20 protein-coding genes are annotated in these 18,656 nt (G+C 63.4%); 19 read left to right on the forward strand and 1 reads right to left on the reverse strand.

Annotation, left to right across the window (positions count from 1 at the left end):
* The first annotated feature begins 53 nt into the window (after positions 1-53).
* From atpB to M1P90_RS29670, 19 genes are all read left to right on the forward strand, one after another.
* The gene (atpB, locus tag M1P90_RS29580; protein ID WP_483699294.1) at positions 54-1,061 is read left to right on the forward strand and encodes a F0F1 ATP synthase subunit A; all 1,008 of its coding nucleotides are present in this window, start codon (positions 54-56) and stop codon (positions 1,059-1,061) included.
* Between the two features lie 75 nt (positions 1,062-1,136).
* A complete protein-coding gene (gene atpE / locus M1P90_RS29585; protein ID WP_409568725.1) occupies positions 1,137-1,370 on the forward strand; it encodes an ATP synthase F0 subunit C in 234 nt (77 codons plus the stop codon).
* Between the two features lie 58 nt (positions 1,371-1,428).
* Positions 1,429-1,920 carry a F0F1 ATP synthase subunit B gene (locus M1P90_RS29590; RefSeq protein ID WP_483699295.1) on the forward strand — a complete coding sequence of 164 codons (492 nt, stop codon included), beginning with the start codon at positions 1,429-1,431 and terminating at the stop codon, positions 1,918-1,920.
* A gap of 86 nt (positions 1,921-2,006) precedes the next feature.
* Entirely contained in the window at positions 2,007-2,501 is a 495-nt protein-coding gene (gene atpH / locus M1P90_RS29595) for an ATP synthase F1 subunit delta (protein ID WP_483699296.1), read from the forward strand.
* Positions 2,502-2,650: 149 nt separating this feature from the next.
* On the forward strand, positions 2,651-4,222 hold the full coding sequence (gene atpA, locus M1P90_RS29600; RefSeq protein ID WP_483699297.1) for a F0F1 ATP synthase subunit alpha: 1,572 nt from the start codon (positions 2,651-2,653) through the stop codon (positions 4,220-4,222).
* 81 nt (positions 4,223-4,303) lie between these two features.
* A complete protein-coding gene (locus M1P90_RS29605; RefSeq protein ID WP_483699298.1) occupies positions 4,304-5,173 on the forward strand; it encodes a F0F1 ATP synthase subunit gamma in 870 nt (289 codons plus the stop codon).
* A gap of 90 nt (positions 5,174-5,263) precedes the next feature.
* Positions 5,264-6,682: a F0F1 ATP synthase subunit beta gene (atpD, locus tag M1P90_RS29610; protein WP_483699299.1), complete on the forward strand. Its 1,419-nt coding sequence runs from the start codon at positions 5,264-5,266 to the stop codon at positions 6,680-6,682.
* An 88-nt stretch (positions 6,683-6,770) separates the two neighbouring features.
* On the forward strand, positions 6,771-7,181 hold the full coding sequence (locus M1P90_RS29615; RefSeq protein ID WP_483699300.1) for a F0F1 ATP synthase subunit epsilon: 411 nt from the start codon (positions 6,771-6,773) through the stop codon (positions 7,179-7,181).
* A 105-nt stretch (positions 7,182-7,286) separates the two neighbouring features.
* Positions 7,287-8,294, forward strand: a complete 1,008-nt coding sequence (gene mreB, locus M1P90_RS29620) for a rod shape-determining protein MreB (RefSeq protein WP_483699301.1) — start codon at positions 7,287-7,289, stop codon at positions 8,292-8,294.
* Positions 8,295-8,362: 68 nt separating this feature from the next.
* Positions 8,363-9,061: a methyltransferase domain-containing protein gene (locus M1P90_RS29625; protein WP_483699302.1), complete on the forward strand. Its 699-nt coding sequence runs from the start codon at positions 8,363-8,365 to the stop codon at positions 9,059-9,061.
* Between the two features lie 66 nt (positions 9,062-9,127).
* Positions 9,128-9,604 carry a ribonuclease FAU-1 family protein gene (locus M1P90_RS29630; protein WP_483699303.1) on the forward strand — a complete coding sequence of 159 codons (477 nt, stop codon included), beginning with the start codon at positions 9,128-9,130 and terminating at the stop codon, positions 9,602-9,604.
* A 247-nt stretch (positions 9,605-9,851) separates the two neighbouring features.
* A complete protein-coding gene (locus tag M1P90_RS29635) occupies positions 9,852-10,868 on the forward strand; it encodes a metallophosphoesterase family protein (RefSeq protein ID WP_483699304.1) in 1,017 nt (338 codons plus the stop codon).
* A 265-nt stretch (positions 10,869-11,133) separates the two neighbouring features.
* On the forward strand, positions 11,134-12,711 hold the full coding sequence (gene pckA, locus M1P90_RS29640) for a phosphoenolpyruvate carboxykinase (ATP) (protein ID WP_483699305.1): 1,578 nt from the start codon (positions 11,134-11,136) through the stop codon (positions 12,709-12,711).
* Between the two features lie 193 nt (positions 12,712-12,904).
* On the forward strand, positions 12,905-13,906 hold the full coding sequence (locus tag M1P90_RS29645) for a glycosyltransferase family 2 protein (RefSeq protein ID WP_483699306.1): 1,002 nt from the start codon (positions 12,905-12,907) through the stop codon (positions 13,904-13,906).
* 6 nt (positions 13,907-13,912) lie between these two features.
* Entirely contained in the window at positions 13,913-14,668 is a 756-nt protein-coding gene (locus tag M1P90_RS29650) for a glycosyltransferase family 2 protein (RefSeq protein WP_483699307.1), read from the forward strand.
* On the forward strand, positions 14,665-15,264 hold the full coding sequence (locus tag M1P90_RS29655) for a DUF402 domain-containing protein (RefSeq protein WP_483699308.1): 600 nt from the start codon (positions 14,665-14,667) through the stop codon (positions 15,262-15,264). Before M1P90_RS29650 ends, M1P90_RS29655 begins: the two co-directional genes overlap by 4 nt.
* Positions 15,265-15,273: 9 nt before the next feature.
* The gene (locus tag M1P90_RS29660) at positions 15,274-16,263 is read left to right on the forward strand and encodes a glycosyltransferase family 2 protein (protein WP_483699309.1); all 990 of its coding nucleotides are present in this window, start codon (positions 15,274-15,276) and stop codon (positions 16,261-16,263) included.
* Positions 16,264-16,601: 338 nt separating this feature from the next.
* Complete coding sequence (locus M1P90_RS29665) at positions 16,602-17,255, forward strand: Uma2 family endonuclease (RefSeq protein ID WP_483699310.1); 654 nt, start codon at positions 16,602-16,604, stop codon at positions 17,253-17,255.
* Positions 17,252-17,878, forward strand: a complete 627-nt coding sequence (locus tag M1P90_RS29670) for a heavy-metal-associated domain-containing protein (RefSeq protein WP_483699311.1) — start codon at positions 17,252-17,254, stop codon at positions 17,876-17,878. Before M1P90_RS29665 ends, M1P90_RS29670 begins: the two co-directional genes overlap by 4 nt.
* A 7-nt stretch (positions 17,879-17,885) precedes the next feature.
* Here M1P90_RS29670 and M1P90_RS29675 read toward each other — a convergent pair whose 3' ends face one another.
* Entirely contained in the window at positions 17,886-18,386 is a 501-nt protein-coding gene (locus M1P90_RS29675) for a MarR family winged helix-turn-helix transcriptional regulator (protein WP_483699312.1), read from the reverse strand.
* Positions 18,387-18,656: the final 270 nt, after the last annotated feature.

The following is an 18,656-nucleotide window of genomic DNA, read 5'->3' on the forward strand; positions in this document are numbered from 1 at the left end:
ATATTCTTTGTGAAAGAGTTCCCAAAGTCGCAGCCCAGAAGGGAGCCCCCTCTATGCGTAATCGGATCCTGATAGTTCTTGGCGTGACCTTGGTTGCCGGCCTGATATTGTATTTTGCCGGCGTCAAGATGACCAAGGCAGACCTGGCGATCTCAGCGGCTGCCGAACCGATCTTCTGCCTTGGCGGCGCGCTGGAAGGCGAGCATTGCGCCAGCGGCTTTCCTATCACTAACTCGCTGATTATGACGGTGCTGGTGGACATTGTGCTGCTGGTAACTGCGTGGCTTGCCACCGCCAACATGCAACTCATCCCGCGCGGCATTCAGAACGTCATGGAATTCATGGTCGAGGCGTTCTATAACTTCTCGCAGAGCGTCGACCGCAAGAATGTCGCGAAGTTCTTTCCTATCTGCGCGTCGATCTTCTTCTTCGTGCTGTATTCGAACTACCTGGCACTCATCCCGGGCGTGGGTAGCATTGGCGCGTGCATCGAAGAAGCGCATGCCGCTACCGGCGAAGCTGCAACAGCCGAGGCGCATGTGCCGCCGTCAGCGGTGTTTTCGGGATTGCCGGGCTACTGTGAAAATGGCAAGGTTGTGCCGGCCCTGCGCGCGCCCAGCTCAGATCTGAACGTGACGCTGGCGTGGGCGCTGGTGGCGGTGTTTATGGTCGAGTTCTTTGGCTTCCAGGCGCTCGGCTTGAACTACCTCACAAAGTTCTTCAACTTCAAGGAAGGCGCGATGGGCTTCATTGTCGGCCTGCTTGAGTTGATCTCCGAATTCGTTCGTATCATCGCTTTCTCCTTCCGTCTTTTTGGCAACATCTTTGCGGGCGAGGTGGTGCTGGGCGTGATGGCGTTCCTGTTCCCCTACCTGCTGCCGTTGCCATTCTATGGCCTGGAGGTCTTTGTGGCCTTCATGCAGGCGTTCATCTTCTCGGTGCTGACGCTGGTGTTTATGTCGCTGGCAACCATATCGCACACCGGCCACGACGAGCACGGGCACGAAGAGATTCTGCCGGCCGAAGCGATGGACCGACCGGCCCCCAGCGCTTCACACTAACTTTGGGTTTTGGCGTGGCTTCTGGCCACGAGTGTTTCTTGAAACATACGATACTTCTTTAAGGAGGGAATCACCATGACGGACGCAGGTTTGCGACTGATCGCCGCCGCGCTGGCAGTTGGCCTCGGCGCGATTGGGCCTGGCGTTGGCATCGGCATCGTGTTTAGCGGCGCGCTCACCGCGATGGGCCGCAACCCCGAGGCTGAGGGCACGCTGCGTACCTATATGATTCTGGGCTTCGCGCTCACCGAGTCGCTGTTCATCTTCGCGCTGGTCGTCTCGCTGCTGATCGCCTTCCAGATCATCTAGCGACTGATCCCGGCGGCTGCCGCGCGCAGCCAGCGGGCTAGGATGTAGGAGAACGGCATTGGAAAAGCTTGGTATTAACTTTGGCCTGCTGATTGCGCAGCTTGTCAACGTCATCCTGATTGTATGGCTGCTGACGATGCTGCTGTACAAGCCGGTGCTGAACATGCTCAACGAGCGCACGCGCCGCATTCAGGAGAGCTTGAAAGACGCCGAGCAGGTTAAAGAGCAGCTGGCGCGCGCCAATCAGGACTACGACGCCAAGCTGGCGCAGGCGCGCCAGGAGGCGGCTGGTATTCTGGCGCAGGCGCAGGATCGCGCGAAGGTTCAGGAACAAGAGATCGTTACCCAGGCCCGCCAGGAAGCCGACCGGATTCGCGCCGAGGCGCGCAAGCTGGCCGAGCAGGAGCGCGAGCAGCTACTGGGCGATCTGAAGAACCAGATGGCCGAACTGGTGACGGCAACGGCCTCGCGCGTGCTGGGCGAAGAGCTGAAGTCGAACCACGACAAGCTGATCGCCGAGTCGCTCGCCGGCCTGGGGCGACAAAATTAATTTACGATTTTGGGTTTATGATTTACGATTAAGTTCGGCGCAATCGTAAATCCAAAATCGCAAATCGTAAATCAAGAGAGGAACATGTGAGTACGTCCGAGGCTCAGGTTTTCGCCCGCGCACTCCACGACGCCTTGTTTGGCGGGGCGCTGCAGTCGCTCAAGGCCGCGTCGGCGAAGCTCGCCGATGTGCCAGCCGGCGATAGCGCAGCACTCTCACAGGCGCTGGCGAGCGCGCTCCCGGCCGATGCGCCGCGCGAAGTCCAGAACTTCCTGCAGGCGATGGCGCGCGAAGGCGTGCTGGACCGGCTGCCGAGCGTGGTGCAGGCCTTCGAGCAGTTCGGCCGAAGCGATACCCGCGCGCTGAGTGGGGAAGTTGTGAGCGCCGTCGAGCTGAGCGACGAGCAGCGCACAACCATCCTGAACGACTTGCGCGGCCGCTATGGCCAGCAGCTCGACGTGCGCTTTAGCGTCGACCCTTCTCTGATCGGCGGCTTGATTATTCGCGTCGGCGATCAGGTTCTCGATAATAGCCTGCGCGCCCGTCTCAGCGCCATCCAGCGCAATATGCTGTCGAGCTAGCGGAAGTGTACTGTCGGCGGCGTGCTGCCGACACGACTGCCGATGGCGCGCAGCCGGCGGGGTTGGCGAATGGTGGCGGGTAGGTGCCCCCAAGTATGGGGAACGCTTGCCCGCCCATTTTGTATCACACTAAGCAGGAGGTGCCGGCGATGGCCGTTGCAACACAAGAACTATATCAGCGATTACTGAAAAGTATTCAAGAAGGCGTCGACCTGCGCCCATCGATGGTCAACGTCGGCACCGTCGTTTCGGTTGGCGATGGTGTGGCGCGCATCGAGGGCCTTGAGCAGGCGATGGCGTCCGAGTTGCTCGAGTTCCCGGTCAAGGCCGGGCGCAGCGAGCCAGTCTATGGCATTGCGCTTAACCTTGAGCAGGAATCGGTCAGCGCGATTGTGCTGGGCGACTACCTGAGCATTGAGGAAGGCGACCAGGTCAATTCGACTGGCCGCATTATCTCGGTGCCGGTGGGCCAGGAGCTGCTGGGCCGCGTGGTGAACGCGCTCGGCCAGGCAATTGATGGCAAGGGCGCGATCACCAGCACAAACTACCGCCCGATCGAGCGCATTGCCCCAGGCGTGATCACGCGCCAGTCGGTGGATACGCCGGTGCAGACGGGTATCATCCCGATCGACGGCATGATCCCGATTGGCCGCGGCCAGCGCGAGCTGATCATTGGCGACCGCCAGACCGGCAAGACGGCCGTGGCGATCGACACGATCATCAACCAGAAGGGCAAGGGCCTGGCGTGTATCTATGTCGCCATCGGCCAGAAACGCGCCCAGATCGCCCAGATTGTCGGCACGCTCGAGAAGTATGGCGCGATGGACTACACGATTGTGGTGGCCGCGTCGGCTTCTGAGTCGGCGGCGCTCCAGTATATTGCGCCCTACGCTGGCTGCACGATGGGCGAAGAAATTATGGAAAACGGCGTCACGCTCGACGGCGAAACCGTGCGCGACGCGCTGATTGTGTATGATGACCTGTCGAAGCACGCTACTGCCTACCGCCAGGTGTCGCTGCTGCTGCGCCGCCCGCCCGGCCGCGAAGCCTACCCCGGCGACGTGTTCTACCTGCACTCGCGCCTGCTTGAGCGCGCCGCGCGCCTGAACGGCGACAATGGCGGCGGCTCGCTCACCGCGCTGCCGATCATCGAGACCCAGGCGAACGACGTGTCGGCCTACATTCCGACCAACGTGATTTCGATCACCGACGGCCAGATCTTCCTTGAGTCCGACCTGTTCAACGCCGGTATTCGCCCGGCCCTGAACACCGGCGTGTCGGTGTCGCGCGTGGGCAGCGCGGCGCAAACCCGCGCCATGCGCTCGGTGGCCGACCGCCTCAAGCTCGATATGGCCCAGTTCCGCGACCTGGCGGCCTTTGCGCAGTTCGCTTCCGACCTCGACGCGGCCACCAAGGCCCAGCTCGATCGCGGTATGCGCCTGCAGGAAGTTTTGAAGCAGCCACAGTATCAGCCGCTCTCGGTCGACGACCAGGTGTCGATCCTGTATGCCGCCACCAACGGCTTCCTCGACGATGTGCCGGTGAGCAAGGTGGGCCAGTGGAAGGCCGACTTCCTGCAGTTCCTGCACACCGCGCACCCCGAGGTCGGCAAGCAGATCTTCGATAACCGGCTGGACCGCAAGTTCCCGTCGCCCGAGATCAAAACGGCCCTGGAAAACGCGATTAAAGAGTTCAAGCAGACGAGCAACTATTCCGAGTAAGCAGTCAGCAGTTGGCAGTAGGCAGCGCGCCACGCCTGTCTACTGCCAACTGTACACTGCCGACTGCTAACTGAGGGAAATATGCCAAGCACACGAGAAATTCGCCGTCGCATCCGCTCGGTCAAGAACATGACCCAGATCACGCGCGCGATGGAGATGGTTTCGGCGTCGAAGATGCGGCGCGCCCAGCGCAACGTGCTGGCCACCCGCCCCTACGCCGACCGGCTCTACGACGTGATGGGCGAGCTGACGTCGCGCGCGGTGGGCGGGCGCAAGGGCACGCTGCTCGAAGTCCGGCCGGCTGTGAAGAACGTGGCAATCATTCTGGTGACGCCCGACAAGGGCCTGACCGGTGCGATGATCACCAACGTCATCCGGCGCGTCGGGCGCTTTGTGCTCGAACAGCGCGAACTTGGGCGCCAGGTGGATGTGCTGGCGGTGGGCAAGAAGGGGCGCGACTTCCTGGTGCGCACCGGCCAGAATCTGGTGGCCGAGGTGACTAAGCTGGGCGATTACCCCAAGCTGGTCGATACGCTCGGCATCGCAACGACGGTGATCGGCGGGTTCCGCGAGGGCCGCTACGACGAAGTGTATGTGGTGTACAGCGAGTTCGTGAACACGCTTGTGCAGCGCCCTTCGGTCAAGCGCCTCCTGCCGGTTGAGCCACCGAATGAAGCGGCCGAGAAGCAGGTCGACTACACCTACGAGCCGAGCCAGGAAGAAGTGATGGACGAGCTGCTGCCGCGCTTTGTCGAGGTGCAGCTCTACCAGTCCATTCTTGAGTCGATCGCCAGCGAGCACAGCGCGCGTATGGTTGCCATGCGCAACGCCACCGACAACGCCAAAGAGCTCACGCGCGACCTGACGCTGACCTATAACAAGACCCGGCAGGCCAATATTACCAAGGAAGTGTCCGAGATCGCATCGGGCGCGGCGGCACTGGCAGAATAATTTCACGATTTACGATTTTGGATTTACGATTTCCGATGAGCCAAACGAAAATCGTAAATCTAAAATCGTAAATCGTACATGGAGGCCGACATGGCTGGATCAACCGGAACGGTTACCGATATCATTGGGGTGGTGCTCAACGCCAAGTTCCCCCACGATGAGACCCCCGAGATCTATAACGCGATTGAAATTCCGCTCGACGACAAGGGCGGGCGCCTGGTGGCCGAAGTGCAGCAGCACCTTGGCGATGGCGTGGTGAAGGCGGTGGCTATGAGCACCACCGACGGCCTGCGCCGTGGCCTGCCCGCGCGCGACACCGGCCGCCCGATTGCGGTGCCGGTTGGCCCGGCCACGCTGGGCCGCGTGTTCAACGTGCTGGGCGACCCGATCGACACCGACATGCCGGTGGATGCTACCGAGCGCCGGCCCATCCACCAGCCGGCCCCTTCGTTCGAGGATCAGTCGGTGACGGCGCAGATCTTCGAAACTGGCATCAAAGTTATCGACCTGATCGCGCCCTTTACCCGCGGCGGCAAGACCGGCATCTTCGGCGGCGCTGGCGTGGGCAAGACGGTGGTGATCCAGGAGCTGATCGCGAACATCGCGAAGGAGCAGTCGGGCTACTCGGTGTTTGCTGGCGTGGGCGAGCGCTCGCGCGAAGGCAACGACCTCATTCACGAAATGCAGGAAGCCCGCATCGACGACAGCACCACCGTGTTCGACAAGACCGTGATGGTGTTCGGCCAGATGAACGAGCCGCCCGGGGCGCGTCTGCGCGTGGCGCTGACCGGCCTGACCATGGCCGAGTACTTCCGCGACGAGGGCCGCGACATCCTGCTGTTCATCGACAACATCTTCCGCTTTGTGCAGGCCGGCTCGGAAGTGTCCGCGCTCCTCGGCCGTATGCCCTCGCAGGTGGGTTACCAGCCCACGCTCGGCACCGAAATGGGCGAGCTGCAGGAGCGCATTACGTCGACCAAGCAGGGCTCGATTACGTCGATGCAGGCGGTGTATGTGCCCGCCGACGACTACACCGACCCGGCGCCGGCCACGACCTTCGCCCACCTCGACGCGACGATCTCGCTTGAGCGCTCGATCGCCTCGAAGGGCATTTACCCGGCCGTGGACCCGCTGGCCTCGACCAGCCGCATCCTCGACCCGAACATCGTGGGCGAGGAGCACTACCGCGTGGCCGAAGAGGTCAAGCGCGTGCTGCAGCGCTACAAAGACCTGCAGGACATCATCGCCATTCTTGGCGTGGAAGAGCTGAGCGACGAGGACAAGCTGACGGTGGCGCGCGCGCGCAAGATCGAGCGCTTCTTCTCGCAGCCCTTCACCGTGGCACAGCAGTTCACTGGCCGCCAGGGCAAGTACGTGCCAATTGGCGAGACCGTCAAGAGCTTTGCGCGCGTGCTGGCCGGCGAAGTCGACCACATCCCCGAGCAGAACTTCTTCCTGCAGGGCGCGCTCGACGATGTGATCGCGGCGTTCGAGGCGAGCAAGAAGTAGTGTTGAGTTTTGAGTGCTGAATGTTGAGTGATGGGTTCATTGGCAACTCACCATTCAACATTCAAAACTTAAAATTTCTGAGGAACCTATGCCAATACACTTGGAAATCGTGACCGCCGAGCGCGTGGTGCTCTCGGAAGAGGTTGACCAGGTTAACGCGCCCACCAAAGACGGGCGAGTCGGCATTCTGCCGCGCCACGCGCCGCTGCTGACCATCCTTGATGTTGGCGAGCTCGACATCATTAAGGACGGGCAGACGACGCCCTTTGCGGTGTCGGGCGGCTTCATGGAAGTGCTGCCGAACCGCGTGACGATCCTGGCCGACACCGCCGAGCGCGCCGATGAGATCGACGAGTCGCGCGCCGAGGCGGCTCGCCGCAGCGCCGAAGAACGGATCGCCCAGCGCCAGAGCGACCAGGATCTGGCACTGGCCGAGCTTGAGCTGCGGCGCGCGCTCATCCGCCTGAAAGTTGCGCAGCTCAAGCGCAATCGACGCTAGTTTTGCCATCATCACTCACTACGGCGCATAATTGCAGATTGCAGATAGCTGATTGTCGATTATAATCAGCCATCTGCAATCTGCAATTTGCAATTTGGAGCTGGTATGCGGAAAATCGGAATTGACCTGGGCACCGCGAATGTGCTGGTATATGTCAAAGGCCGCGGCATTGTGCTTTCCGAGCCTTCGGTTGTCGCCCTTTCGACCAAAGATAACCGGGTGAAGGCGGTCGGCGCCGACGCGCTCGCCATGCTCGGGCGCGAGCCCGAGAGCATCGAGGTGGTGCGCCCGATGCGCAATGGCGTGATCGCCGACTACGACATCACCGAGGCCATGCTGAAATATTTCATCAAGAAGGCCGGAGGCCCACTCAGCCTCAGCAAGCCCGAGGTGATGATCTGTATCCCAGCCGGCGTCACCACCGTCGAGATGCGCGCGGTGAAAGAAGCCGCGCTTTCGGCTGGCGCGCGCTATGCCTACCTCATTCGCGAGCCGCTTGCCGCCGCGATTGGCGCAAACATCCCGGTTGCGCAGCCTTCGGGCAATCTGGTAATCGACATTGGCGGCGGCACCACCGAGGTGGCCGTGATCTCGCTCAACGACATTGTGGTGAGCACCTCGGTGCGCGTGGGCGGCAACCGCTTTGATGAGTCGATCGCCGCGTATGTCAAGCGCAAATATAACGTCCTGATTGGCGAGCGCACCGCCGAAAGCGCCAAGATCGAAATTGGCGCGGCGCTGCCATTGCCCCGCCCGCTTTCGATGCAAATTCGCGGGCGCGATCAGGTAGCAGGACTGCCGCGCACAATCGAGATCAACTCGAACGAGATCACCGAGGCGATTCAGGAGCCGCTTGAGGCGGTGGTGGGCGCAGTGCGCTCGGTGCTTTCCGAAACGCCGCCCGAGCTCTCGTCCGACATCATCGACAAAGGCATGATCATGAGCGGCGGCGGCTCGATGCTGCGCCGCATCAACGAGCTGCTGACCGAGGTGACCGGCGTGCCCTGCTATGTGGCCGACCAGCCGGCGAACTGCGTGGCAATCGGCACGGGCCTGGCGCTCGAACACATCGACATCCTGCGCGACAGCCTATCTGGGGATGATCTCAATTAGTAAGGGCGAAGCATTGTAGCGCGATTGCTTGCAATTGCCACTACAATGCTTCGCCCCCACAAATATATATGAAACAAAAACTCAACCCGCCCGCCACCGGCCTGGTGCTCGAAATCGGCAGCGGCGACAACCCCAACCCGCGCTCGAACGTGCTGGTCGATCGCTTCCTCGGCTCGGATAATCGCGAGCGCGGCGGCGACCTCGTGGTCGACCGGCCCTTCGTCGTGGCCGACGCGCACCACCTGCCGTTCAAGGAAGGCGCGTTTGCCTACACGATCTGCTCGCACATTCTGGAGCATATGGACGACCCGCAGCAGTTTGCGCGCGAGCTTCAGCGCGTGAGCAAGGCCGGCTACATCCAGAGCCCCTCCGAGATCGCTGAGCGGCTGTTCCACTGGTCGTTCCACCGCTGGTATGTGAACCTCGAGGGCGACACGCTGGTGCTGCACCCCAAGGAACCGGCCGAGCCGATGGGCGAGCTGTTCGACTACCTGTACGAGTACAACCCGGCCTACTATTTCTTCCAGCGCAGCATGCCCGATCTGTTCTGGATCGAGCGCGAGTGGCACGGCAGCGACCTCGCAGTCGAGGTGCGCGACGAATCGCCGCTGCCGCTGCGCGACCCGGCCGCGCTGCGTGCGCTGGCGCAGCCGCGCCTGGGGCTGCCACAGCTTGTCGCGCTGTTCTTCAGCACGCTGCTCACGCGCCTGGTGCGCGCCGACACGCGCAAGCGCATTCGCAAGCTGCTGGGGCGCAGCTACGTCTAGTGTTGAATGCTGAATGCTGAGTTTTGAATTGCGAAACTCAGCATTCGAAATGTAGAACTTAAAACGATGCCTAGCATCACCGTCCACCTGCTCAAGCCCGGCAAAGGCACCACCATCACCTACACCGGCGCTCTGCTCAGCGCCTCGCCCGAGCTGATTGTGATCGAGGCGATCTGGGATCGCCCGACCATCGACCTCGGCTATGTCACATTTGCCACCGGCGACCGCTTCACCGAGCACTATTACACCGCGCGCTGGTACAACATTTTCGCGGTGCGCAGCGCGGCAGGCCAGCTCAAAGGCTGGTACTGCAACGTCACTCGCCCGGCGCAGTTCGACGGCGCGACACTCACTTCCGAAGACCTTGAGCTCGACCTGTTTGTGTCGCCCGACCGTACCGAGATGCTGCGCCTCGACCTCGACGAGTTCGCGGAGCGCGATTTCGCGCACCGCGAGCCAGCCACCCACACCGCCGCGCTCGCCGCACTGGACGAACTGGAAGCGCTCGCCCGCGCCGCCGCGCCGCCCTTCGACACCGAGTAGGCGATCCACAGATTTCGCAGATATGTTTACCGAATACGCGGCCACCGCTTGGTATAATGCGGCTGGCGCAGTTTGCGTGCAAGCTTTCGGCAGAGCTGTGATCATTTTCTCGCTGCCAGAAGCAAAACGCACGGCGTCCGAATGAAAATCGCGCAGCCACGCAAGTCGTACAATCCAGCATAATCTGTGCAATCTGTGTAATCTGTGGATCGAAAATCCATCTGCGTAATCTGTGGATAACATGCTCATGGTGTATGGAAAAAAGCGCCCGTTCGTGCTCGGCGTGATTCTGTTGCTACTAGCCGCCTGCGGCCAGCCAGCCGCCACGCAGGTGCCTGCAGAGCTGCCCACCGCAGTGGTGGCCTTGGCGACAACAGGCGCGCAGCCGCCCGCCGCCCCAAGTGCCGCGCCAGCCGCCACGCTCCCGCCCGCGCCCACCGCCGCGCCAAGCCCCACCACAGTCCAGTCGTGGCGCTTTGTGGTGCTGGGCGACACGCGCACCGAAGGGCTCAACCCGCCCGACGTGACCTACGCAATTGTCAAGCAAGCCACCGCCGCGCAGCCCGCCATCGTGCTGGCAGTCGGCGACATGATCAACGCGCTCAGCACGCCCGAGCAGGTGCGCCAGCAGTGGCAAAACTGGCGCGCAGCGGTTGCGCCGCTGGGGCAATCTGCCGCAGGCACGCCCTGGCTGCTGCCCACGCCCGGCAACCACGACGTGCAGAGCGGTGACTGGGCCACGGGCCTGCTCACCGAGGCCTTCCCCGAGCTGCCTGCCAACGGCCCGCCCGGCATGGATCGCCGCGCCTACAGCGTCGACTACGGCGGCGTGCGCTTCATCTCGCTCGATTCCGAGCAGCGCGCACAGATGCACCTGCTCGACGACGCGCAGCTTGCCTGGCTCGAAACGCAACTGCGCGACAACCCCGGCCACGCTGCAATCGTCTTCAGCCACGACCCGGCCTACCCGGTCGGGCCGCACATCGGCTCGTCGCTCGACGTGTACCCGCAGGCACGCGACCGCCTGTGGGCGCTGCTGAAGCAGTATGGCGCGGTCTACATCGCCGGGCATGAGCACCTGTACAACCACCAGGTCATCGACGGCGCGCACCAGATCATTGCCGGCACCAGCGGCTCGTTTGTCTACGGCGGCTTTGGCGGCGAGTTCTACCACTACGTCGTGGGCGAGGTCAGCGCGGGCGCAATCGCGTTCACCGTCTATGATCAGAACGGGCAGGAGCGCGACCGCTTCGCTGTGCCGTGATATGTGTTGCAGGTTGCCGCCGCGGCGTATCGCATACGCCAGTTGCAGGTTGCCGCCGCGGCGTATCGCATACGCCAGTTGCAGGTTGCCGCCGCGGCGTATCGCATACGCCAGTTGCAGGTTGCCGCCGCGGCGTATCGCATACGCCAGTTGCAGGTTGTAAGCGCAATCCCAAAACCCCAGCCTTCAAACCCGGCGCGTGGTACAATGCCGCCCGGCAACCAAGCACATTTGCTCGATGCTGAGCAAATTATGAGGAGATGCAATGATGCACGATCTCTCACCCATCGGTATTACCCGCCCCGGCCAGATTTTCGCAAATCTCAGCGCGCCGCAGCTTGTCGAAGCGGCGCTGGCGCGTGGCGAAGGCGTGCTGAGCTCAACGGGCGCACTGGTGGCGCGCACCGGCAAGCGCACCGGCCGCTCGCCCGGCGACAAATTCGTGGTGCAGCGCCCCGGTGCCGAAAGCGCCGAGCGAGTCGCGTGGGGCAAGGTCAACCAGCCGATCGCACCCGAAGTCTCCGAGCGACTGCATGCGCGCGTGGCCGCCTACCTGCAAGGCCGCGACCTGTTTCTGCTCGACGCAGCCGCTGGCGCGGATGCCCGCTACGGCCTGCCCATTCGCGTCGTGACCGAGTTCGCCTGGCATGCGCTGTTTGCCCAGCAGCTATTCCGCCGCCTCGATGCCGCCGCGCAGGACAGCCAACAGCCGGCCTGGACGGTGCTGGCCGCGCCGCGCTTCCTGGCCGACCCCGCGCTCGACGGCACGAAATCCGAAACCGCCGTAGTGCTCGACATCGAGCGCAAGCTGGTGCTGATCTGCGGCACCGAGTATGCCGGCGAGATCAAGAAGTCGATCTTCACCGTGCTGAACTATGTGCTGCCGCAGCAGGGCGTGTTCCCCATGCACTGCTCGGCCAACATCGGCGCGGATGGCAGCAGCGCGCTGTTCTTCGGCCTTTCCGGCACCGGCAAAACCACCCTTTCCGCCGACCCCGAGCGCCGCCTGATTGGCGACGACGAGCACGGCTGGAGCGACCACGGCATTTTCAACTTCGAGGGCGGCTGCTACGCCAAGTGCGTCAATCTCTCGCAGGCCAGCGAGCCGCAGATCTGGAACGCGATTCGCTTTGGCGCAGTGGCCGAAAACGTGATGATCGACGCTGCCAGCCGCGTGGCCGATTTCAGCAATATTTCGCTCACCGAAAACACGCGCGTGGCCTACCCGGTTGAGTTCATCGACAACGCCGAGCCGAGCGGGCAGGGCGCGCACCCCCGCACGATTCTGTTCCTCACCGCCGACGCCTTTGGCGTGCTGCCGCCGATCGCCCGCCTGACGCGCGAGCAGGCGTTGTACCATTTCCTCTCGGGCTATACCGCCAAGCTGGCCGGCACCGAGGTGGGCTTGAAGGAACCAGAAGCGACCTTCTCGACCTGCTTTGGCGCGCCCTTCCTGCCACTCGCGCCCGAGGTGTATGCGCAGATGCTGGGCGAGAAGATGGACAAGCATGGCGTGCGCGTCTTTCTCGTCAACACGGGCTGGAGCGGCGGTCCGGCCGGCGTAGGCCAGCGCATCAAACTCGCCTACACGCGCGCCATGGTCAGCGCGGCCCTGGGCGGCCAGCTCGACGGCGTGCCAACCTACACCGACCCGATTTTCGGCCTGCACGTGCCCACCCGCGTCGAGGGCGTGCCCGACGCCGTGCTGCGCCCGCGCGAAACCTGGCCCGACACGCGCATCTACGACGAGAAGGCTGGCGATCTGGCGCGCCGCTTCGCGGAAAATTTCAGGAAGTTTGCGAACGCGCCCGCTGCCGTGCAGGCCGCCGGCCCGCGTGTGTAGCGCCATATTCAAGCACGCTTGAACAGGTCAGTCTTCAAGAGATGGGACGCGGACAGATAGCAACATGCTGGTTTGTCCGCGTTCTTTGCGTCCATCCGCGTCCCGTTCTCCTTCCCCGTGCTCTCGGTGCGCTCCGTGGCGTGTTCCCACCCGCTTGCGCGGCGCGGCAACCCCTGCTACACTACGCCGCGCTATGAGCAGAATTGGCGTTGTCATCGTCTCATTCAACACACGCGCGCTGCTGCGCGACTGCCTCGGGTCGCTGCGCGGCTGCGCCTGCCCGCTGCGCGTCGTCGTGGTCGATAACGCCTCGGCCGACGGCAGCGCGGCCATGGTGCGCGAGTGCTTCCCCGCTACGGAACTATTGGCGCTGGAGCACAACCTGGGCTTTGCGGCCGGCACCAACGCCGGCATTCGCCATTTGGGAATTGGGGAAAAAGCAGCCCGTGCCGGCGACGGCGTGGCAGCCGATGGCCCCGGCCCGCCCGACTATGTATTGCTGCTCAACCCCGACACGGTCGTTCAGCCCGGCGCGATTGAGGCGCTGTACGCCTTTCTCGAAGCGCACCCGCGTGTCGGCGCAGTTGGGCCGCGCCTGCTCAACCCCGACGGCAGCGTGCAGGCGGCGGCGTTTCGCTTCCCCACCCTGGCAATGACCGCGCTCGACCTGTTTCCGCCCGGCGAGGTGCTGCCCGGCCGCCTGTACAACTCGTGGTGGCATGGCCGCTACCCGCAAGAGCCGCATGCCAGCGCGCCCTTCCCAATCGATCACCCGCTGGGCGCGTGCATCCTCACGCGGCGCGCCGTGCTCGAAGCGGTTGGCCTGCTCGACGAGCAGTTTTTCATGTATGCCGAAGAAGTCGATTGGTGCTACCGCGTGCGCGCCGCTGGCTGGGCGATCTGGCAGGAGCCGCTGGCCCGCGTGACGCATGTGGGCGGCGCATCCACCCGCCAGTTTCGCGGGGCCATGCAGATCGCGCTGTATCGCAGCCGCCAGCGCTTTTTCCGCAAACATTACTCACGCGCCTTTTTGCGCGCCAATGCCCTGGTGGTGCGTGCGGGCATGCTGCGCGCGGCCCTGCGCGACTGGCGCGGCTTTTTGCGCGGCCGGCTCGCCGCCGACGAGCTGCGCGCCCGCCTGCTGACCTACGGAGCCATTCGCAAACAGGTCGGCGGCGAGCGCCGCCCGCAGTAGGGTTCTATGCTGAGTGTCGCCATTATCGCCCGCGACGAAGCGCGCCACATTGGCGCGGCGCTGGCCAGCGTGGCCGGGCTGGCCGCCGAAACGCTGGTGCTGCTCGACGACCGCACCCGCGACGCGACCGCCACTGTTGCGGAACAAGCCGGCGCACGCGTGCTGCTTGAGCCGTGGCGCGGCTTCGGGGCGCAGCGCAACCGTGCCCTGGCGCTATGCAATGGCGAATGGGTCTTGTTCCTCGACGCCGACGAGCGCGTGACGCCCGAGCTGGCCGCCGAAATTCGCGCCATCGCCGCCGCACCCACCGACGGCGGAATTGCCGGCTACTGGATTCCGCGCTACAATCAGTTCTTCGGCACAGTGCTGCGCGGCGGCGGCTGGTACCCCGACCGCCAGCTGCGCCTGTTGCGGCGCAGCCACGCGCACTACGACGAAGCCCGGCTGGTGCACGAGTTCGCCGAGCTGGATGGGGCTTCTGGCACGCTGAACGGCCACATCCTGCATCTGAACATCGAGCAGCTGGGCGAGCTGTGGCAGAAGCAAAGCGCCTACGCCCTGCAAGAAGCGCAAACGCTGTTTCGGGGCGGGCGGCGGGCGCGCTGGCGCAACTTCGTGGGCGCGCCGGCCCGCGAGTTTGCGCGGCGCTACGTGGCGCTGGGCGGCTGGCGCGACGGCGCGGTGGGCCTGCTGATGTGCGGCACGCTCGCCTACTTCGAGATCGTCAAATTCGCGCATCTGAAAGGGCTGGAGCGGCTGTGATCGACTTCGACTACTATTACCGCCGCCGCCACCTCGACGGCAGCACTGGCATTTCCATCACCACCGGCCCCGCGCTCGACCGCTGCGACGACGAGCAGATCGGCGTGTTTGATTACATGCTGACTGGGCCAGTGTTTGCCACGCCCGTGTCGGGGCGGCGCGGCACTGCCGCCAGCACAATCACGCGCCCGACCTCGGTGGCGGCGCGGCTGTGGCTGTGGCCGGCGCGCTCCATGCGTCTGCTCCAGCAGTTCGACCAGCGCGGCCGCTGCTCGCACTTCCGCGTCGATTTCGCCACCCCGCCGCGCCGCGACGCCGACAGCATCTACCAGACTGACCTGTACCTCGATCTGTTTGCCGCGCCCGATGGCAGTGATTATGTCATTACCGACGAAGACGAGCTGGCCGAGGCCGCCGAGCGCGGCCTGATTTCCACCGAGGCCCACGCCGCCGTGATGGTGGAATGCGACCATCTGGTGCAATTGCTGGAGCAGGGTCAATTTCTGCGCTGGCTGGGCGAACTGTGCGACGCGCCGTTCGAGCTGGCGGGCCTGAGCGCCGAGCGCGCCTGGCACCGCCGACAACTGGCCGGCTGAGGCGCGCTGATGCCAACGCTGGCAATTGTCATCGTATCGTGGAACACGCGCGATCTGCTGGCCCGTGCGATCCGCACTGCGCACGACTCGCTGGCCGGCGCAAATATTCCCTACCGCATCGTCGTGGCCGACAACGCCTCGCACGATGGCACGCCGGCCATGCTCCGCGCCGAACACCCCGACGTCGAGCTGATCGAGACGGGTGCGAACCTGGGCTTCGCGGGCGGCAACAACCTGGCCCTGCGGCGCGTGCTTGGTTCCAACTTCTCATTACCACATCCTGCAGGCGCGGCAAGCCCAACACTCACCATTCAGCACTCAACACTCGAGTATGTCCTGCTGCTCAACCCCGACACCGAGACGCTTGGCGACGCCATCCCGCGGCTGGTGCACTGGCTCGAAACTCACCCCGATGCGGTTGCCGCCGGGCCGCAGCTGCGCTACCCCGACGGCAGCGTGCAGTCGTCGCGGCGGCGCTTCCCCACACGCGGCGTGTATTTCTGGGAAAGCACGCCGCTGGCGCAGCGCTGGCCGGGCAACCCCTGGGCACGCCGCTACCGCTACGCCGACGCGCCCGACGACCAGGAGCAGGACGTTGGCTGGCTGGTGGGAGCGGCGCTGCTGGTGCGGCGCAGCGCAATCGAGCGCGCCGGCCTGCTCGACGCGGGCTTCCATATGTACTCGGAAGAGCTGGAGTGGCAGCGCCGGATTGGTCAGCTTGGGCGCATCGTCTATCTGCCCAGCGCCGTGATCATCCACCACGAGGGCAAGAGCAGCGACCAGGCTCCGGCGCAGCGCTACCTCAACTTCCAGCGCAGCCGCCTGCGCGACGCGCGCATGGCCTATGGTGCGGGCTTTGCTGGCCTGCTACGCTGGTTTCTGCGCGCGGCCTATGCCGCTGAGCTGGCAACCGAAGCGGCGAAGTGGCTGCTCGGCCACAAGCGCCCACTGCGCGCCAGCCGTGTGCGCGCCTACTGGGGCGTGCTGCGCGGGCTTTAGAATATCCACAGATTACGCAGATTTCACAGATTGGGAAGTGAGCGGGCGAGCGGGTAAGCGTAGAACATAGGGCGTTTGGCAGTTGACAGTCGGCAGTTGGCAGCGTGCGTGATTTGCAACCTGCCAACCTTCAAACTTGTAACGTGCAAACTTGGCACTCACAACCTGCAATCTGAAACCCAAAACCTCCGTGCCTTTGTGCCTTCGTGGTTCCGTGCTCCCAAAACCTTCGCGTTCTTTGCGCTCTTTGCGGTTCATTCTTCTGGCCGTCGTCCGTCGCCATGCGCCGCGCGAACGGGGATGCTATAATGCCCGCGAACCCGTCTGGAGGTACGCCAATGAGCCTGACGCCCACAGCTATTTGGAGCCGCGTCGAGATTGCCGAGCGCATAAGCGCTGACGAATTCTGGCAAACTGCGCCTGACGATCGCAAGGCCGAGCTGATCAAGGGGGTACTTATCATGCCGCCACCACCGCTCGACATTCACGAAAGGCTGTTTGCCTTTTTGTTTCGCTTGCTTGGCGCATATGTTGAAATCCATAATCTTGGTGAGGTTCGCGGCTCACGAACGGCAGTTGAATTAGGCCCAGATCAGGTATATGAGCCGGATCTCCTGTTTGTTGCGCGCGAGCGAGCAGATATAATTGGGCGGCGCGGCATCGTTGGCGCGCCTGACCTCGTAGTTGAGATTTTGTCGGCCGGCACCGCCGCCTACGACAGGGGCGAAAAGCTACGTGGTTATGAGCAGGCTGGCGTACGCGAGCTATGGCTCATCGATCCATATGGTCCAGCCGGCACCGAATTCTATGAACTAGTAAACGGCCGCTTTACCCCAATGGCACCTGATTCACTCGGATGGCTACACTCCGCTGCTGTGCCAGATTTTCGCATTGATGTGAACTGGCTTTGGCCAGCAACACGATTTATTCCTGTGCTGGCAGCGCTTGCTGCTATTGCACCCCCTCAGCCAAGCAAGGACGAAACACCATGATCTCACCAAGCACCCCAACCGCGCGCGCGGGCGCAGTCGGCTTACTCGCCGGGCTGGCCGGCAGCCTGTGCTGCCTGGGGCCGAGCGCGGCCGTGCTGCTTGGGGCTGGCGCATCGTCGGCGCTGTGGGGGCTGGCGATTGGGCGGGAAGTAGCGCTTGCTGCTGGGCTGGCACTGCTGGTGGGCGGAATTGGGCTGGCGCTGCGGCACGCCCGCACCTGCGCCCTGGGCGGCTGGGCGCGCTGGCGCGCGCCGCTGCTGATGCTTGCTGCCTTTGCGCTCAGCTATGGGGTGCTGGGCGTGCTGGCTCCGCTGATCGCCGCGCAGAAGGAAGCCATTCAGCCAGCAGCTCAGGCTGCGCCCGCCGTTGCGGTGGCCGCCCCCGCCATGAGCACGCGCCGCGCCACGCTGCTGATCGAAAAGATGAACTGCCCGCCCTGCGCTGCCAAAGTGAAATCGTTGCTGGCGCGCAAGCCTTTTGTGCGCGGCGCGGTGGCAGAGCCGAACAACGAGCAGGTCGTGATCGACTACGACCCGGCGGCAACGGATGTGGGCGCGCTTGTTACGCTATTTCCCCACAGCTTTGGCATTACGCTGGTGAGCGACGTCGTGCTGCGCACGTAAGGCACGCCTACACACCAACTTCCTGCGCAGTTTTGGCTTCACCTTCATCTACATCCATTGCCGATTGCAAGCCCTGCAAAAAGCGCGCAAGCAGCTGCTCGAACTGCTCGGCCTGGCGCTCGGAAAACGCCGACAGCACGCGCTCCATGTTATTCTGGCGCGCAAACGTCACCTCTTCCACGCGGGCGCGGCCAGTTTCCGTCAGCGCCACCTCAATCACGCGCCGGTCGCTGGCGCTGCGCACGCGCTCAACCAGCCCATCGGCAATCAAGCGATCGACAATACCGGTGAGCGTGCCGCCCGACTGCATGGTCGCATCGGCAAGGTCGCCCATGCGGCAGCGCCCACTATCGTGAATGGCGAGCAGTGTCACCATCTGCGGCAGAGTCAGGCCGATCTCAGGTCGGGTGAGCGTTTGCATGGCATGCTTTTGTCCATTCCACGTCAGCTCGCGAAACAAGCGATCAATCGCTTCGATACGAACCGACGGAACTACATGCTGAGTCATATTGCCTCCAAACCTTCCTTCATTACCCGGCATATCTCGCTCTGTGAATATACGCCCTGGCAACTAAATGATGGATCGATTGCATCATCATTCTGAACAATAACAGGGCCTTCGCAGCTTATCTGCAAAAATAAAGCTGGGCCTAACGCTGATCGCAAAGAGCAAAAATATTTACGCTCTTGAGACAGCACGCCGCCTGGTAGTTGACATGTATGCTAGAATACGCGCAAACACCGCTCAGGAATGTCAGCAAAAGCGGTGCCTCGGTTT

The organism is Kouleothrix sp. 19917, from assembly GCF_057073505.1.

Excerpts from the sequence above, each read along its gene's own strand:
- atpB (WP_483699294.1), top strand. The coding sequence starts at position 54 with ATGCGTAATCGGATCCTGATAGTTCTTGGCGTGACCTTGGTTGCCGGC.
- atpE (WP_409568725.1), top strand. The coding sequence starts at position 1,137 with ATGACGGACGCAGGTTTGCGACTGATCGCCGCCGCGCTGGCAGTTGGC.
- atpA (WP_483699297.1), top strand. The coding sequence starts at position 2,651 with ATGGCCGTTGCAACACAAGAACTATATCAGCGATTACTGAAAAGTATT.
- M1P90_RS29605 (WP_483699298.1), top strand. The coding sequence starts at position 4,304 with ATGCCAAGCACACGAGAAATTCGCCGTCGCATCCGCTCGGTCAAGAAC.
- atpD (WP_483699299.1), top strand. The coding sequence starts at position 5,264 with ATGGCTGGATCAACCGGAACGGTTACCGATATCATTGGGGTGGTGCTC.
- M1P90_RS29615 (WP_483699300.1), top strand. The coding sequence starts at position 6,771 with ATGCCAATACACTTGGAAATCGTGACCGCCGAGCGCGTGGTGCTCTCG.
- mreB (WP_483699301.1), top strand. The coding sequence starts at position 7,287 with ATGCGGAAAATCGGAATTGACCTGGGCACCGCGAATGTGCTGGTATAT.
- M1P90_RS29625 (WP_483699302.1), top strand. The coding sequence starts at position 8,363 with ATGAAACAAAAACTCAACCCGCCCGCCACCGGCCTGGTGCTCGAAATC.
- M1P90_RS29630 (WP_483699303.1), top strand. The coding sequence starts at position 9,128 with ATGCCTAGCATCACCGTCCACCTGCTCAAGCCCGGCAAAGGCACCACC.
- M1P90_RS29635 (WP_483699304.1), top strand. The coding sequence starts at position 9,852 with ATGGTGTATGGAAAAAAGCGCCCGTTCGTGCTCGGCGTGATTCTGTTG.
- pckA (WP_483699305.1), top strand. The coding sequence starts at position 11,134 with ATGATGCACGATCTCTCACCCATCGGTATTACCCGCCCCGGCCAGATT.
- M1P90_RS29645 (WP_483699306.1), top strand. The coding sequence starts at position 12,905 with ATGAGCAGAATTGGCGTTGTCATCGTCTCATTCAACACACGCGCGCTG.
- M1P90_RS29650 (WP_483699307.1), top strand. The coding sequence starts at position 13,913 with ATGCTGAGTGTCGCCATTATCGCCCGCGACGAAGCGCGCCACATTGGC.
- M1P90_RS29660 (WP_483699309.1), top strand. The coding sequence starts at position 15,274 with ATGCCAACGCTGGCAATTGTCATCGTATCGTGGAACACGCGCGATCTG.
- M1P90_RS29665 (WP_483699310.1), top strand. The coding sequence starts at position 16,602 with ATGAGCCTGACGCCCACAGCTATTTGGAGCCGCGTCGAGATTGCCGAG.
- M1P90_RS29670 (WP_483699311.1), top strand. The coding sequence starts at position 17,252 with ATGATCTCACCAAGCACCCCAACCGCGCGCGCGGGCGCAGTCGGCTTA.
- M1P90_RS29675 (WP_483699312.1), bottom strand. The coding sequence starts at position 18,386 with ATGACTCAGCATGTAGTTCCGTCGGTTCGTATCGAAGCGATTGATCGC.